At 72.0% G+C, this 14622-nt stretch carries 11 protein-coding genes and 1 riboswitch; of the genes, 3 read left to right on the forward strand and 8 right to left on the reverse strand.

The window, feature by feature from the left end:
* The first annotated feature begins 61 nt into the window (after positions 1 to 61).
* Positions 62 to 343, forward strand: a complete 282-nt coding sequence (locus IG02_RS0112125) for an HPr family phosphocarrier protein (protein ID WP_030745269.1) — start codon at positions 62 to 64, stop codon at positions 341 to 343.
* Between the two features lie 158 nt (positions 344 to 501).
* Here the strand turns inward: IG02_RS0112125 and IG02_RS0112130 are convergent, their stop codons facing one another.
* The 4 genes from IG02_RS0112130 to IG02_RS0112145 all read right to left on the reverse strand — a co-directional run bounded on the left by IG02_RS0112130 (position 502) and on the right by IG02_RS0112145 (position 5490).
* Positions 502 to 1191: a GntR family transcriptional regulator gene (locus tag IG02_RS0112130; RefSeq protein ID WP_030745271.1), complete on the reverse strand. Its 690-nt coding sequence runs from the start codon at positions 1189 to 1191 to the stop codon at positions 502 to 504.
* Positions 1192 to 1512: 321 nt separating this feature from the next.
* Positions 1513 to 2292 (reverse strand): M23 family metallopeptidase, encoded by a 780-nt coding sequence (locus IG02_RS0112135; RefSeq protein ID WP_030745280.1) that lies wholly within the window; start codon positions 2290 to 2292, stop codon positions 1513 to 1515.
* A gap of 13 nt (positions 2293 to 2305) precedes the next feature.
* Positions 2306 to 2463: riboswitch (cyclic di-AMP (ydaO/yuaA leader) on the reverse strand.
* Between the two features lie 241 nt (positions 2464 to 2704).
* Positions 2705 to 4087: a M16 family metallopeptidase gene (locus IG02_RS0112140; protein ID WP_030745282.1), complete on the reverse strand. Its 1383-nt coding sequence runs from the start codon at positions 4085 to 4087 to the stop codon at positions 2705 to 2707.
* A gap of 17 nt (positions 4088 to 4104) precedes the next feature.
* Positions 4105 to 5490, reverse strand: a complete 1386-nt coding sequence (locus tag IG02_RS0112145; RefSeq protein WP_030745283.1) for a M16 family metallopeptidase — start codon at positions 5488 to 5490, stop codon at positions 4105 to 4107.
* Positions 5491 to 5746: 256 nt separating this feature from the next.
* On the opposite strand from IG02_RS0112145, the gene IG02_RS0112150 reads away from it, so the two are divergent.
* The gene (locus IG02_RS0112150) at positions 5747 to 8197 is read left to right on the forward strand and encodes a DNA gyrase/topoisomerase IV subunit A (RefSeq protein WP_030745285.1); all 2451 of its coding nucleotides are present in this window, start codon (positions 5747 to 5749) and stop codon (positions 8195 to 8197) included.
* A gap of 68 nt (positions 8198 to 8265) precedes the next feature.
* Here the strand turns inward: IG02_RS0112150 and IG02_RS0112155 are convergent, their stop codons facing one another.
* Both IG02_RS0112155 and IG02_RS0112160 read right to left on the reverse strand, forming a co-directional pair.
* The gene (locus IG02_RS0112155) at positions 8266 to 9378 is read right to left on the reverse strand and encodes a CobW family GTP-binding protein (protein ID WP_030745287.1); all 1113 of its coding nucleotides are present in this window, start codon (positions 9376 to 9378) and stop codon (positions 8266 to 8268) included.
* A 41-nt stretch (positions 9379 to 9419) separates the two neighbouring features.
* Positions 9420 to 10571 carry a citrate synthase/methylcitrate synthase gene (locus IG02_RS0112160; protein WP_030745289.1) on the reverse strand — a complete coding sequence of 384 codons (1152 nt, stop codon included), beginning with the start codon at positions 10569 to 10571 and terminating at the stop codon, positions 9420 to 9422.
* 98 nt (positions 10572 to 10669) lie between these two features.
* Between IG02_RS0112160 and IG02_RS0112165 the strand changes: the two genes are divergently transcribed.
* Complete coding sequence (locus IG02_RS0112165; RefSeq protein ID WP_030745290.1) at positions 10670 to 11905, forward strand: citrate synthase; 1236 nt, start codon at positions 10670 to 10672, stop codon at positions 11903 to 11905.
* A gap of 106 nt (positions 11906 to 12011) precedes the next feature.
* Here IG02_RS0112165 and IG02_RS0112170 read toward each other — a convergent pair whose 3' ends face one another.
* Both IG02_RS0112170 and IG02_RS0112175 read right to left on the reverse strand, forming a co-directional pair.
* Positions 12012 to 13634 carry a glycoside hydrolase family 13 protein gene (locus tag IG02_RS0112170; RefSeq protein ID WP_030745292.1) on the reverse strand — a complete coding sequence of 541 codons (1623 nt, stop codon included), beginning with the start codon at positions 13632 to 13634 and terminating at the stop codon, positions 12012 to 12014.
* Positions 13635 to 13698: 64 nt separating this feature from the next.
* Complete coding sequence (locus tag IG02_RS0112175; RefSeq protein ID WP_051764881.1) at positions 13699 to 14613, reverse strand: carbohydrate ABC transporter permease; 915 nt, start codon at positions 14611 to 14613, stop codon at positions 13699 to 13701.
* Positions 14614 to 14622: the final 9 nt, after the last annotated feature.

A 14622-nucleotide genomic window follows, 5' to 3' on the forward strand; every position in this document is an offset into this window, starting at 1 on the left:
ATGAGAGGCTGGGGGCAGGCAGCATTATTCAGACTTTTTGCGACTTGAAGGGCAACACACCATGGCTGAGCGCCGCGTCAATGTCGGCTGGGCCGAGGGCCTGCACGCTCGTCCCGCCTCCATCTTCGTCCGCGCCGCCACGGCCGCCGGCATCCCCGTGACCATCGCCAAGGCCGGGGGCAACCCGGTCAACGCCGCGTCCATGCTCGCGGTGCTCGGTCTGGGCGCGCAGGGCGGCGAGGAGATCGTGCTCGCGTCCGACGCGGAGGACGCCGAGATCGCCCTTGACCGGCTGGCGAAGCTGGTCGCCGAGGGCCTCGACGAACTGCCCGAGACGGTCTGACCTCAAGACGGTCCGCCCCCGAGACGGTCCGCCCCCGAGACGGTCCGACCCTGAGACGGCCCGAGGCCGCGGGGCCCGTTTTCCCGGCCCTCTTTTCGTGAATGGGCAGCAAAAAACAGACCCCCGCCTATTTACTGTCTTTGTATACGGCGGGCATGTTAAGCGCGGACGCTCTCGGTGTTTACGCCGTGTTGCGAAACCCTCACCCTTTCCCGGCCCGCCTCCGGCCTGCGCAGCCGGTGCGCGGCCGTGGCCCGCTCCGCGTGCAGGGCGGTGAGCGTGCGCGCCCGCTCCGCGTCCCCGCGCGCCACCGCGTCCACGATCGCGCCGTGCTCGGCCCACGCCTCCACGGGGTGTGCGGGCTGTTCGACCGTGTACATCCAGGCGATCTTGTGCCGGAGCTGGGTGAGCAGCGCGATCAGGCCGGGGCTCGCGGACGCCTGTGTGAGCGTCTCGTGGAACCAGGCGCCGAGTGAGCGCAGGTCCTGGCCCTGCCCCCGGCGGGCCCGCTCCTGCCCCAGTCTGACCAGGCCGCGCAGGACCTTCAGATGCGCGTCGGTGCGGCGCTGGGCGGCCCGGGCGGCGCCCAGGGGCTCCAGCAGCAGACGCACCTCCAGCAGATCGGCGGCCTCCTGCTCCGTCGGCTCGGCCACGCACGCGCCCGCATGGCGGCGAGTGGTCACGAACCCCTCCGACTCCAGGGTGCGCAGCGCCTCGCGCACCGGGACGCGGGAGACGCCGTAGCGCCGGGCCAGCTGCTCCTCGGTGAGCCTGCTGCCCCGCTCGAACAGTCCGGAGACGATGTCGTCGCGGATCGCCGTGCATACCGAGTGCGCGGGAATGCGCATGTCCGAACCTCCGACTTAATCGGCGTGAAACTCTTCCGATTGACGCCTGTTCCGTGACTCTATTGCAGCAGCAACGAATTTCCGATGGCCACCCGGAATCCATGGATATCTTTTGGCCAGAAACAGCGGAAGAGCCCGGCCCGGGAGCGGAACGGAACGGACGGCGCAGGACCGGACGCGTCAGGCCCCGGCGCGCTGCCGGGGCCTGACGGGGGCTGGGGAAACGGAGGTGTGCGGGATTCGGAGTACGCGCCCGCGCACGCGGGGCAGCGCACCGCACACGGAAGCGCGGGAGCACGGGGGCGCGGACGCCCCGGCGCGTCAGAGGTTCACGCCGTGCGCGCGCAGGTAGCCGACCGGGTCCATGTCCGACCCGTAGTCCGGGCTGGTACGGGCCTCGAAGTGCAGGTGCGGCCCGGTGACGTTGCCCGTCGCGCCGGACAGACCGATCTGCTCGCCCGGGGTGACGCTCTGCCCGACGGAGACGCCGATGGAGGAGAGGTGGCCGTACTGCGTGTACGTGCCGTCGTGCATCCGGATCACGATGTTGTTGCCGTACGAACCGCCCCAGCCGGCCTCGACCACCGTGCCGGTGCCGACGGAGACGACCGGGGTGCCGGAGGCGGCACGGAAGTCGACACCGGAGTGGCTGCCGGAGGACCACAGGGAGCCGCCCGACTGGTAGCCGGTCGTGACGTACGAGCCGGCGACGGGCAGCTGGAAGGTGTTCAGCCGCTTGCGCTCCGCCTCCCGGGCGACGCGGATCTCCTCGGCGCGCGCCTCCTTGGCGCGGGCCTCCGCCCTGCGTTCGGCCTCGGCCTTCGCCACGGCCCTTGCCCTCTCCTGGGCGGCGGCCCGGGCCTGCGCGTCTGCCTGGTCGTCGACCGTACCGGCCAGGTCGTCCCCGAGGGCGACGGCCCCGGTCAGACCGGTGTGCGAGGCGGCCTGGGCGTCGGCGGCGCCGCCGGCGAACGCCGGGGAGGCCGCGAGGGTGCCGATGACGCCGGTCGCGGTGAGCGTCGCGGCGCCCGCGGCTCTCGCGCTCGTACGGCTCATCTGGCTGCGGGCACGATGCTTCCCGGTGGCGCGGGTGAAAGCCATGGGGTGGCCGGTCCTTTCCTTCCTTCTCGCCTACCGGGTTAGCTGACGGGTTCGGAGCAGGAAGGTCTCCTACGGGCCCCTCCGCGCGCCGCGCGAAGGCGTCCGATTCACCCCAGGGACACGGTGGGTCCCCGGCTCCCCGGCGAACCGGGAACTCGGCGATGGCTGTCCGTGCCGCGGGATGCGGCGGGACGGGCGAACAGCCGGACCGACGCTAAGCGCGTCATCTTTCGATAACCAAACGGACACGTGTTTTTGTAGCGCAGCCCACACCCCAGACAGGCAACCTCTCCCTCAAACAAGCCAATTGACCAACAAAACGGAAATAAGACCGGAACCCCGGCAGCTCCCTGCCGCCGGGGTTCCCTCTGTGGTAAGGAGATCCACGGATCAGCTCGTGAAGATCCGCGAATCAGCTCGCGACGACGGTCACTTCACCGATGCCGAGCGCCTTGACCGGCTCCTCGATCTGCGCGGCGTCCCCCACGAGCACGGTGACGAGCCGGTCCACCGGGAAGGCGTTGACGGCCGCGGCGGTCGCCTCGACCGTGCCTGTCTCGGCCAGGCGCGCGTACAACTGCGCCTGGAAGTCGTCCGGGAGGTGCTGTTCGACCTGGTCGGCGAGCGTGGCCGCGACCGACGCCGCCATCTCGTACTTCAGCGGGGCCACCCCCACCAGGTTCTGCACGGCCACGTCGCGCTCGGCGTCGGTGAGCCCGTCGGCCGCCAGGGTGCGCAGCACCGTCCAGAGGTCGGCGAGCGCCGGGCCGGTGGACTCGGTGTCCACGGAGCCGCTGATCGCGAGCATCGCGGCGCCCGTCGCCCCGCCCGGCGACGAGGGCGCCGCGGAGCGCAGCACCTGGCTGAAGGCCCGGACACCGTAGGTGTAGCCCTTCTCCTCGCGCAGCACGCGGTCGAGCCGGGAGGTGAGCGTGCCGCCGAGGCAGTATGTGCCGAGCACCTGGGCGGGCCAGACCCGGTCGTGCCGGTCCGGGCCGATCCGGCCGATCAGCAGCTGGGTCTGGACGGCGCCCGGCCGGTCCACGATCACGACCCGGCCGGTGTCGTCGGCCGTCACCGGCGGTACGGGGCGGGGCGCGGCGGTGTTGCCGGTCCAGGCACCGAGGCTGTCGGTCAGCAGCGCGTCCAGGTCCACGCCGGAGAGGTCGCCGACGATCACCGCCGTGGCCGTGGCGGGGCGCACGTGCGCTTCGTAGAACGCGCGCACCCCGGCGGCGTCGATGCGCTCGACCGTCTCCTCGGTGCCCTGGCGCGGCCGGGACAGGCGCGAGGAGGCGGGGAAGAGCTCCTTGGAGAGCTGCTTGGCGGCCCGGCGCCCGGGGTTGGCGGTCTCGTGCGGGATCTCGTCCAGCCGGTTGCGGACCAGCCGCTCCACCTCGCTGTCCGCGAAGGCGGGGGCCCGCAGCGCCTCGGCGAGCAGGCCGAGCGCCTTGGCCAGCCGGGAGACGGGGACCTCCAGGGAGAGCCGGACGCCCGGGTGGTCCGCGTGCGCGTCGAGCGTGGCGCCGCAGCGCTCCAGCTCGGCGGCGAACTCCTCGGCGGTGTGCTTGTCGGTGCCCTCCGAGAAGGCACGGGCCATGATCGTGGCGACGCCGTCGAGGCCCTCCGGCTCGGCGTCCAGCGGCGCGTCGAGGTTGATCTCGACGGCCACCACCTGCTGGCCGGGGCGGTCGCAGCGCAGCACCGTCAGCCCGTTGGGGAGGGTGCCGCGCTCGGGGGCCGGGAAGGCCCAGGGCTTGGCGGTGCCGGCGGTCGGCTGCGGGTGGAGGTCCATGGTCACGGCAGCGTCGGTCACTGGTCCGCCCCTTCGTGCTCGTCGGTCTCGTCGGCGGTGGCGGCGTCGGCGCCTTCGGCAGCGGTGTCGCCGTCGGCGGCGGCGAGCGGCTCGTACACCAGCACCGCCCTGTTGTCCGGGTGCAGCCGCGCCGCGGCGACGGCGCGCACCTCTTCCGCGGAGATGTCCAGGATCCGGCCGACGGCGGTCAGCGCCAGCTGCGGGTCGCCGAACAGGACCGCGTACCGGCACAGTTCGTCGGCGCGGCCGGCGACGGTGCCGAGCCGGTCCAGCCACTCGCGCTCCAGCTGGGCCTGGGCCCGCTCCATCTCCTCCTCGGTGGGTCCGTCGGCGGCGAGCCGGGCCAGCTCCTCGTCGACGGCCGCCTCGATCCGGTCCACCTCGACGCCGCCGGACGCCTTCACGTCCAGCCAGCCGAGCGAGGGGGCGCCGGCCAGCCGCAGCAGCCCGAATCCGGCGCCCACCGCCGTACGGTCCCGGCGCACCAGTCGGTTGTGGAGGCGGGAGGACTCGCCGCCGCCGAGGACGGTGAGCGCCAGGTCGGCGGCGTCGCACTCGCGCGTGCCGTCGTGGGGCAGCCGGTAGGCGGCCATCAGCGCGCGGGCCGGGACCTCCTCGTGGATCTCCTGGCGCAGCTGCTCGCCGATGATGTCGGGCAGCGTGCCGTCGCGCGGCGGCTTCTTGCCGTCGTGGGACGGGATGGAGCCGAAGTACTTCTCGATCCAGGCGAGCGTCTGCTCGGGGTCGATGTCGCCGACGACCGACAGCACGGCGTTGTTCGGCGCGTAGTTGGTACGGAAGAACGCGCGGGCGTCCTCCAGGGTCGCGGCGTCCAAGTCGGCCATGGAGCCGATCGGCGTGTGGTGGTACGGGTGGCCGTCGGGGTAGGAGAGGGCGGTCAGCCGCTCGAAAGCCGTGCCGTAGGGCACGTTGTCGTAGCGCTGGCGGCGCTCGTTCTTGACGACGTCCCGCTGGTTCTCCATGGACTCCTCGTCGAGCGCGGCGAGGAGCGAGCCCATGCGGTCCGCCTCCAGCCAGAGCGCCAGCTCCAACTGGTGGGCGGGCATCGTCTCGAAGTAGTTGGTGCGCTCGAAGCTGGTGGTGCCGTTGAGGGAACCGCCCGCGCCCTGCACCAGTTCGAAGTGGCCGTTGCCCCGGACCTGGGCCGAGCCCTGGAACATCAGGTGCTCGAAGAGGTGAGCCAGGCCGGTACGGCCCTTGACTTCGTGGCGCGAACCGACGTCGTACCAGAGGCAGACCGCGGCGACCGGGGTCAGGTGGTCCTCGGAGAGCACCACGCGCAGGCCGTTGTCCAGCCGGTGCTCAGTCGCTGTCAGGCCGCTGGTACCGGCCTGCGCTGTGGCCGTGTGACCCATGGGCATGTACGTCCCTTCGATCGCGATATGGAGAGGTCCTGCCACTGTATGCAAGCGTGCTGACACCTGGCGAAGTTCCCGCGCCCGTTCCCTCGCCGCGTACCCTCGACGCACGGCCGACGACGGGTCGAGGTCGGTGTTGTCGGTGGCCCGGTCCACAATGGTCGGCGTCGGACCGCGACGTTGTCGTACGGATCCCGCGCCCCGCCAGCAGCTGGCCATTGGTCCAGCACCCTGATCCTGTGAAGGAGCCGCAGCAGCGATGGCCCGCCGCAGCACGAAGACCCCGCCGCCGGAGGACTTCGAGGAGAGGATCCTCGACATCGACGTGGTCGATGAAATGCAGGGCTCCTTCCTCGAGTACGCCTACTCGGTGATCTACTCCCGTGCCCTGCCGGACGCCCGGGACGGCATGAAGCCGGTGCACCGCCGGATCGTTTACCAGATGAACGAGATGGGGCTGCGCCCCGACCGTGGCTATGTGAAGTGCGCCCGGGTCGTCGGTGAGGTGATGGGTAAGCTCCACCCGCACGGCGACGCCTCCATTTACGACGCTCTGGTCAGGATGGCACAGCCGTTCTCGATGCGGCTTCCCCTGGTCGACGGCCATGGCAACTTCGGTTCGCTCGGCAACGACGACCCGCCGGCCGCGATGCGGTACACAGAGTGCCGGATGGCCGACGCGACGTCACTGATGACGGAGTCGATCGACGAGGACACCGTCGATTTCGAGCCCAATTACGACGGTCAGGAGCGGGAGCCGGTCACGCTCCCGGCCGCGTATCCGAACCTGCTGGTCAACGGCGCCTCCGGGATCGCCGTCGGCATGGCGACGAACATGCCGCCGCACAACCTGGGCGAGGTCGTGGCGGCCGCCCGCCATCTGATCAAGCATCCGGGCGCCGACCTGGAGACGCTGATGCGGTTCGTCCCGGGGCCCGACCTGCCCACCGGCGGCCGGATCGTCGGCACGGGCGGCATCAAGGACGCGTACGAGAAGGGCCGCGGCACGTTCAAGATCCGTGCCACGACGACGGTGGAGGACGTCACCGCGCGCCGCAAGGGCCTGGTCGTCACGGAGCTGCCGTTCGCGGTCGGTCCCGAGAAGGTCATCTCGAAGATCAAGGACCTGGTCTCCGCCAAGAAGCTCCAGGGCATCGCGGACGTCAAGGACCTCACGGACCGGGCCCACGGACTGCGCCTGGTCATCGAGATCAAGAACGGCTTCGTGCCCGAGGCGGTGCTGGAGCAGCTCTACAAGCTGACGCCGATGGAGGAGTCCTTCGGCATCAACAACGTGGCGCTGGTCGACGGGCAGCCGCTGACGCTGGGCCTGAAGGAACTGCTGGAGGTCTACCTGGACCACCGGTTCACGGTGGTGCGCCGGCGCAGCGAGTTCCGGCGGACCAAGCGGCGCGACCGGCTTCACCTGGTCGAGGGACTTCTGGTCGCGCTGGTCGACATCGACGAGGTCATCCGGCTGATCCGGTCGAGCGACAACTCGGCGCAGGCCAAGGAGCGGCTGATCGAGCGCTTCTCGCTGAGCGACGTCCAGACGCAGTACATCCTGGACACGCCGCTGCGCCGGCTCACCCGCTTCGACCGCATCGAGCTGGAGAGCGAGCGCGACCGGCTCAACGGGGAGATCGACGAGCTGACCGGGATCCTGGAGTCGGACACGGAGCTGCGCAAGCTCGTCTCCGGCGAACTGGCCGCGGTGGCGAAGAAGTTCGGCACGCCCCGGCGCACCCAGCTGCTGGAGTCCACGGGCGTCGAGGTGGCCGCGGTGCCGCTGCAGGTCGCCGACGACCCGTGCCGGGTCCTGCTGTCCTCGACCGGTCTGCTGGCGCGTACGGCCAACGGCGAACCGCTGGCCGGCGGTGACGGCAAGCGCGTCAAGCACGACGTGATCGTCTCGGCCGTGCCGGCGACGGCGCGCGGCGACGTGGGCGCGGTGACCTCCGCGGGGCGGCTGCTGCGCATCGCGGTGATCGACCTGCCCCAGCTGCCGGCCGCGACCGCCGCGCCGAACCTGTCGGGAGGCGCGCCGGTGTCGGAGTTCCTCGCGCTGGAGGACGACGAGACGCTCATCTGTCTGACCACGCTCGACGAGTCGTCGCCAGGACTCGCGCTGGGCACTCTCCAGGGCGTGGTCAAGCGGGTGGTCCCCGACTATCCCGCCAACAAGGAGGAGTTGGAGGTCATCTCCCTCAAGGAGGGCGACCGGATCGTCGGCGCGGCGGAGCTGCGCACGGGCGAGGAGGACCTGGTCTTCATCACCTCCGACGCGCAACTGCTGCGCTACCAGGCGTCGCAGGTACGGCCGCAGGGCAGGGCCGCGGGCGGCATGGCGGGCATCAAGCTGGCCGAGGGCGCGTCCGTGATCTCCTTCACGGCGGTGGATCCGGCGGCGGACGCGGCGGTGTTCACGCTGACCGGCTCGCTCGGCACGCTGGACGTCCCGGCGCGTACGGCCAAGCTCACCCCCTTCGACCAGTATCCGCGCAAGGGCCGGGCCACGGGCGGCGTGCGCTGTCACCGCTTCTTGAAGGGCGAGGATCTGCTGACGCTGGCCTGGGCGGGGGCCACCCCGGCGCGCGCCGCGCAGAAGAACGGCACACCGGTGAAGCTGCCGGAGCCCGACCCGCGCCGGGACGGTTCGGGGACGCCCTACACCGCGGCGATCGACGTGCTGGCCGGGCCCGCGCACTGACACGCGCCGGCCGGGCCCGCGCACTGAAGGTCAGGCCCGCGCGCCGACGGCCGGGCCGGCCGGTGTGCTCACGGCCTGTCCGGCCCGTCAGGGTCCGCGGCCCCGGACAGGCCGGGCACGTACCGCAGGACGCCCCACATCGCCCGGTCATCGACGGCGCCCGGGCCGTCGGGCTCCGGGGGGCCCGTCTGTTCGCAGGCCGCCAGCTCCTTGAGCAGGGCGTCCCCGTCGATGCCCGAGCCGATCAGCACGAGTTGGGTGCCCGGCTCCTCGTCGCGGGGCCAGGGCTCAGGGTGGAAGCGCAGGAACCGGCCGACCGCGTGGAGCGCGTAACGGTTGGCCGCGTCGTACGCTCCGAAGCCGACGAAGCCCTTGATGCGGTACAGGCCGTCGGGGCGTGAATCGAGGAACGCCATGAGCCGCCGGGGGTCCACCGGGGCGCGCGAGGTGAACGAGACGCTCTCGTAGCCCGCGTGGAGGTGGCCGTTATGGCTGGAGTGGCCGTCATGGCCGTCACGGGCTCCCGCGCCGTCCCACAGGTCCTCGAAGGAGAGCTGGCGCACCTTCTCCTCCTCGGCCGGCCGGACGGCCGGGTCGAACAGCAGCGCCGGGTCGATCCGCCCGTACGAGGCGGAGACCGCCGGCGTCCCCGGGCTCAGCTCGCCGAGGGTGGCGCGCAGGCGCCGCAGTTCCGGCTCCGCCACCCGGTCGGTCTTGTTGAGGACCACGAGGTCGGCGATCGCCAGGTGCCGGTCGATCTCGGGATGGCGCTCCCGGGTGGCGTCGAACTCGGCCGCGTCGACGACCTCGACCAGCCCTCCGTACACCGTGCGGGGGTTGTCGCCGGCGAGGATCATCCGGACCAGCTCCTGCGGTTCGGCGAGGCCGCTGGCCTCGATCACGATGATGTCGATCCGCGCGGAGGGCTTGGTCAGCAGCTCCAGGTAGCCGTCGAGTTCGCTCGCGTCGACGGCGCAGCACAGACAGCCGTCGCCGAGCGAGACCGTCGATCCGACCTGTCCCGCGACCGTCATGGCGTCGATCTCGATGGCGCCGAAGTCGTTGACGACCACGGCGATCCGGTTGCCGGCGCGGTGCCGCAGCAGATGGTTGAGCAGGGTCGTCTTGCCCGATCCCAGGAAGCCCGCGAGAACGACCACCGGGATCCGCTGCCTGCTCACTGGTGCGCCTCCGTGCCGCCGGCGGGTCGGTTCCCTCCCGCTCAGCCGGCCGGCACCGGCTGCGGCGGGGGCGGTCCCGCGTACCGGGCCGCCGGGCGGATGATCTTGGAGTCGGCCGCCTGCTCCAGGATATGGGCGCTCCAGCCGACCGCCCGGGCCGCGGCGAAGGTGGGTGTGAACATGGCGCGCGGCAGCCCGCACAGCTCCATGACCACCCCGGCGTAGAACTCCACGTTGGTGTGCAGCTCGCGGCCGGGCTTCAGCTCCGCGAGGACCGCCTCCACCCGCGCCTCGACCTGGACGGCGAAGTCCACGAGCGGCCCGCCGAACTCCTGGGCGATCTCCCGCAGCAGGCGCGAGCGCGGGTCCTCGGTGCGGTAGACGGGGTGCCCGAAGCCCATGATCCGCTCGCCCGCCAGAACGCGTTCCCTGATCCAGGGCTCGATACGGTCCACGGTGCCGATGGCGTCGAGGGTGTCGAGCGCCCGGCTCGGCGCCCCGCCGTGCAGCGGCCCCGACAGCGCCCCGACCGCACCGGTCAGGCAGGCCGCGAGGTCGGCACCCGTGGAGGCGATCACCCGGGCGGTGAAGGTGGAGGCGTTGAAACCGTGGTCGACCGTGCTGATCAGGTACCGCTCGATCGCCCGCGCCCGCCGCGGCTCGGGCACCGAACCGGTGAGCATGTACAGGTAGTTGGCCGCGTACGGCAGGTCCTCGCGCGGTTCGACGGGCTCCAGCCCCTGTCCGAGCCGGTACAGCGCGGTCAGCAGCGTCGGTACGGCCGCGCACAGGGCGAGGGCGTCGCCGCGGCGGCGCTCCGGGTCGGTGTCGTACAACGGCTGCAGGCCGGCGGACGCACCGTGGAGGGACAGCGCGGTCCGCAGCCCGGCGAGCGGGCCCGAGGCGCCGCAGGAGCGGGCGACGGCGGGCAGGACGGCCTTGACGTCGTCGGGCAGCTGGCGCAGGGCCGCGGTCCGCGCGGTGAACTCGGCACGCCCGGCGGCGTCCGGCAGCGCGCCGTGGCACATGAGGTGCCATACGTCCTCGAAGGCACGGCTCTTCGCCAGTTCGACGGCGGAGTACTGGCGGTAGTGGTAGAAGCCCTCCTGGCCCCGGACGTCACCGAGCGCGGTGTCGGTGACGACGACGCCCGCGAGTCCGCGCGGCGCGTCGGCCGCCTGGTCGCTCTGCATGTATCTCCTCCTTCATACCTGACTCGACTGTCCATGCTTGATTCAATCCCTGTCAACATTGATTGAATCAATGTATGTACGATCGGAGTGTGGAGCGTATGGACGAGGACGACACGGAGCCGCGGCGGCTGACCACCCAGGAGGCGGCCCGGCGTCTCGGGGTGAAGCCGGAGACGGTGTACGCGTACGTCAGCAGGGGGCTGCTCACCAGCCGGCGTGATCCGGTGGGGCGCGGGAGCACGTTCGACGCCAAGGAGGTGGACGCGCTCGTACGCAAGGGCCGCCGCGAACCGGCGGCGGGCAGCGACGCCCTCCAGCGGATTCGTACCGGCATCACCCTGATCGACACGGACCGGTACTACTACCGGGGCGTGGACGCCACGGAACTGGCCCGGCACTTCTCCTACGAGGAGGTCGCCGACTGGCTCTGGACGGGCACCTCGACCCCGGGGATCCGGTTCAACGCGCCCGCGGAGCCCCTCGCCGCGAGCCGCCGCGCGGTCGAATCGCTGCCCGTCCACAGCGGTCCGGCCGACCGGCTGCGGGTGGCCGTCGTCGCGGCGTCGACCGTCGACCCGCTCCGTTTCGACCTGTCTCGGAACACGGTGCTCGGCACCGCGCGTACGCTCGTTCCCGTCCTGGTCGACGCGCTGCCCGCGGCCGGTCCCGCGCACCACGGGGACGGCCGGCTGGCCCGGCGGCTGTGGTCACGGCTGACCGCGCGGCAGCCCGGCGAGGCCGGCGTACGGGCCCTGGACATGGCGCTGACGCTGCTCATCGACCACGATCTGGCCGCCTCGACGCTGGCCGTACGGGTCGCCGCCTCGGCCCGGGCCCATCCGTACGCCGTGGTGGCCACGGGGCTGAGCGCGCTGGAGGGGCCGTTGCACGGGGCCGCGAGCGGTCTGGCCCACCGGATGCTGACCGAGGTCCTGGAACGGGGCAGCGCGGCGGCCGTGGTGGCGGACCACCTGCGCGCCGGGCATCCGGTGCCGGGGCTCGGTCACCGGCTCTACCCGGGCCGGGACCCGCGCGCGGAGGCGTTGTTCGGCGTCCTCGGGGAGCTGCCGGGGGCCGGCCCCGTACTGGCGGCGGCGCGCGAGGTGGAGGCGATGGCGGCCCGGTCCGGGCGGCCCCGCGCCAATGTCGACCTGGCGCTCGCCGTCCTGTCGGTCGCCACCGGCATGCCGGCCGAGGCGGGCGAGACCGTCTTCGCGGTGGCACGCACGGCGGGCTGGATCGCGCACGCGCTGGAGGAGTACGCGGAGCACCCGCTGCGGCTGCGGCCGAGCGGGCAGTACGACGGTCCCCGCCCGCCCAGGCCGCTGCCCTGAGCGTGCCGCGGGCCCGGCCCACCACACCGGGGGCGGCCCGCAGTGCGGGGGCACCCGCCGTACAGGAGCCACGCGCGGCGCGCCGCCGTACGCTGCCCGGGCCGGCTCAGCCGCGCAGCCAGACCGCCGTGTCCGTCGGCAGGCGCCCGGCGTCGTCCAGCGGACCGCTGGTGAGCAGGACGGCTCTGTGCTCCGGCAACTCGGCGGGCTCCCGCCCGAGGTTGACCACGCAGATCAGCGCCTCGCCGGAGCAGTCCGTGTCCCGGCGGAACGCCAGCACCTCAGGCCCCGCCGCCAGCCAGCCGAGTGCGGGCGCCCCGAAGCCCTGTTCCATACGGCGCAGCCGGAGCGCCGCGCGGTAGAGGCAGAGCATCGAGTCGGGGTCGCGCTCCTGGCGGTCCGCCGCGTACGAGGGCCAGGAGGCGGGCTGCGGGAGCCATGGCCGCGTACGGGATCCGAAGCCCGCGTACGGGGCGTCCGCCGACCACGGCAGCGGCACCCGGCAGCCGTCGCGGCCCGGGTCCGTACCCCCGGAGCGTACGTGCATGGGGTCCTGGATCCGGTCGAGCGGGATGTCGGCCTCCGGGAGGCCCAGCTCCTCCCCCTGGTAGATGTAGACGGCCCCCGGCAGCGCCAGCGAGAGCAGCGCGCCGGCCCGGGCTCGGCGTGTGCCGAGTGCGTGGTCCGTCGGTGTGCCGAACGCCTTGGCGGCGAAGTCGAACCCTGTCTGCGCACGGCCGTAGCGGGTGACCGTGCGCGTCACGTCGTGGTTGCAGAGCACCCACGTGGCGGGGGCGCCGACCGGCGCGTGCTCGGCGAGCGTCTCGTCGATGGCCGCCCGCAGCCGCCGCGCCTCCCACGGGCAGGCCATGAACGTGAAGTTGAACGCGGTGTGCAGTTCGTCGGGGCGCAGGTAGCGCACGAAGCGCTCGGTGTCGGGCAGCCACACCTCGCCGACGAAGACGGCGTCGTATTCGTCGGCGATGGCGCGCCAGGAGCGGTAGATCCCGTGCAGTTCGTTCCGGTCGGTGTACGGGTGCGGGTCACGTCCCGGGGTGAAGTCGGGCAGCGCCGGGTCCTTGGCGAGCAGTGCGGCGGAGTCGATCCGCACTCCGGCGACGCCCCGCTCGAACCAGAAACGCAGCACGTCCTCGTGTTCGCGGCGGACCGCCGGGTGGGCCCAGTTGAGGTCGGGCTGTTCCGGCGCGAACAGGTGCAGGTACCATTCCCCGTCGTCCAGTCGGGTCCAGGGCGTGCCGCCGAATTCGGACACCCAGTAGTTCGGCGGCAGTTCGCCGTTCACGCCGCGTCCCGGCCGGAAGTGGAACAGCTCGCGCTCGGGGCTGCCCGGGCCCGCCGCCAGCGCCGCCCTGAACCAGGCGTGCTGGTCGGAGACGTGGTTGGGGACGATGTCGATAATCGTCCGGATACCGTGTTCGCGTGCCTCCGCAATCAGCTTCTCGGCTTCGGCGAGAGTGCCGAACGCCGGGTCGATGGTGCGGTAGTCCGCCACGTCGTAGCCGCCGTCGGCCAGGGGCGAGAGGTACCAGGGGGTGAACCAGAGGGCGTCGACGCCCAGTTCCACGAGGTACGGCAGCCTGGCCCGGACGCCCGCGAGGTCGCCGGTGCCGTCTCCGTCCCCGTCGGCGAAACTCCGTACGTAGATCTGATAGATGGCGGCATGACGCCACCACGCTCTGCCAGCGGGCTCCAGGGAGCTGCCTGCCATGCGGTGTCGTTCCTTTCGGGAAGTCGGACGACCGGCGCTCGCGAGACCGGCGGCCGGGCCGGGTTCAACCCTTGACGCCGCCGGCGCTGATCCCGGCGATGATGTGCCGCTGGAAGACCAGGAACATCAGCACCATCGGGATACTCGCGATGACCATGGCGGCGATCAGGACCGACAGCGGGATATTCTGCGACAACTGGACGAGGGCGACGCTGATGGGCTGCTGGTCGGTGTCCGAGAAGACCATCAACGGCCAGAGGAAGTCCTGCCAGACCGCGACGAGCGCGAAGATGGACACGACGCCGAGCACCGGCCGGGACATGGGCAGCAGGATCGACCACAGCGTGCGGAGCTTTCCCGCGCCGTCGATCTCCGCAGCCTCCAGCACATCGCGCGGTATCTGGTCGAAGAACCGTTTGAGCAGGTAGAGGTTGAAGGCGTTGGCCACGGCCGGCAGCCAGATGCCCAGCGGGTCGTTGAGCAGGCTGGTGTGCAGCAGCGGCAGGTCCGCGATCGTCAGGTATTTCGGTACGAGCAGGGCCTGGGCCGGGACCATCAGCGTGGCCAGGATGCCGCCGAGGACGACCTTGCCGAAGGCCGGCCTCAGCTTGGACAGCGCGTAGGCCGCCGCCGTGCACAGGACGATCTGGAGGATCCACGCGCCGGTGGCCTGCACCACCGTGTTCCACAGGTGCCGGGGCAGCCGCATCAGGTCCCAGGCGTCGGTGTACGCGGCGAGGTGCCAGCTCTCCGGAACCAGGGTCGGCGGGGTGCGGACGAGTTCGTCGGGCGGCTTCATCGCGCCGGTGGCCATCCAGTACACGGGGAACAGGAAGGCCAGGGCGAAGGCGAGGACGACCCCGCCGAAGACGGTCCAGTACACCGCCCTGCCCCGGGCGGTGGCGAGCGCGAGCGGGGACACCAGGGTGCGTACGGCCGGTGTGCCGGGGGCGGCCGGGGCCGCGGTGCGTCGGGGCATGGCGCCGCG

It is taken from the genome of Streptomyces sp. NRRL F-5135 (assembly GCF_000719775.1).
In the GTDB taxonomy this organism is placed as follows: domain Bacteria; phylum Actinomycetota; class Actinomycetes; order Streptomycetales; family Streptomycetaceae; genus Streptomyces; species Streptomyces hebeiensis.

Excerpts from the sequence above, each read along its gene's own strand:
- IG02_RS0112125 (WP_030745269.1), top strand. The coding sequence starts at position 62 with ATGGCTGAGCGCCGCGTCAATGTCGGCTGGGCCGAGGGCCTGCACGCT.
- IG02_RS0112130 (WP_030745271.1), bottom strand. The coding sequence starts at position 1,191 with ATGCGCATTCCCGCGCACTCGGTATGCACGGCGATCCGCGACGACATC.
- IG02_RS0112135 (WP_030745280.1), bottom strand. The coding sequence starts at position 2,292 with ATGGCTTTCACCCGCGCCACCGGGAAGCATCGTGCCCGCAGCCAGATG.
- IG02_RS0112140 (WP_030745282.1), bottom strand. The coding sequence starts at position 4,087 with ATGGACCTCCACCCGCAGCCGACCGCCGGCACCGCCAAGCCCTGGGCC.
- IG02_RS0112145 (WP_030745283.1), bottom strand. The coding sequence starts at position 5,490 with ATGCCCATGGGTCACACGGCCACAGCGCAGGCCGGTACCAGCGGCCTG.
- IG02_RS0112150 (WP_030745285.1), top strand. The coding sequence starts at position 5,747 with ATGGCCCGCCGCAGCACGAAGACCCCGCCGCCGGAGGACTTCGAGGAG.
- IG02_RS0112160 (WP_030745289.1), bottom strand. The coding sequence starts at position 10,571 with ATGCAGAGCGACCAGGCGGCCGACGCGCCGCGCGGACTCGCGGGCGTC.
- IG02_RS0112165 (WP_030745290.1), top strand. The coding sequence starts at position 10,670 with ATGGACGAGGACGACACGGAGCCGCGGCGGCTGACCACCCAGGAGGCG.
- IG02_RS0112170 (WP_030745292.1), bottom strand. The coding sequence starts at position 13,634 with ATGGCAGGCAGCTCCCTGGAGCCCGCTGGCAGAGCGTGGTGGCGTCAT.
- IG02_RS0112175 (WP_051764881.1), bottom strand. The coding sequence starts at position 14,613 with ATGCCCCGACGCACCGCGGCCCCGGCCGCCCCCGGCACACCGGCCGTA.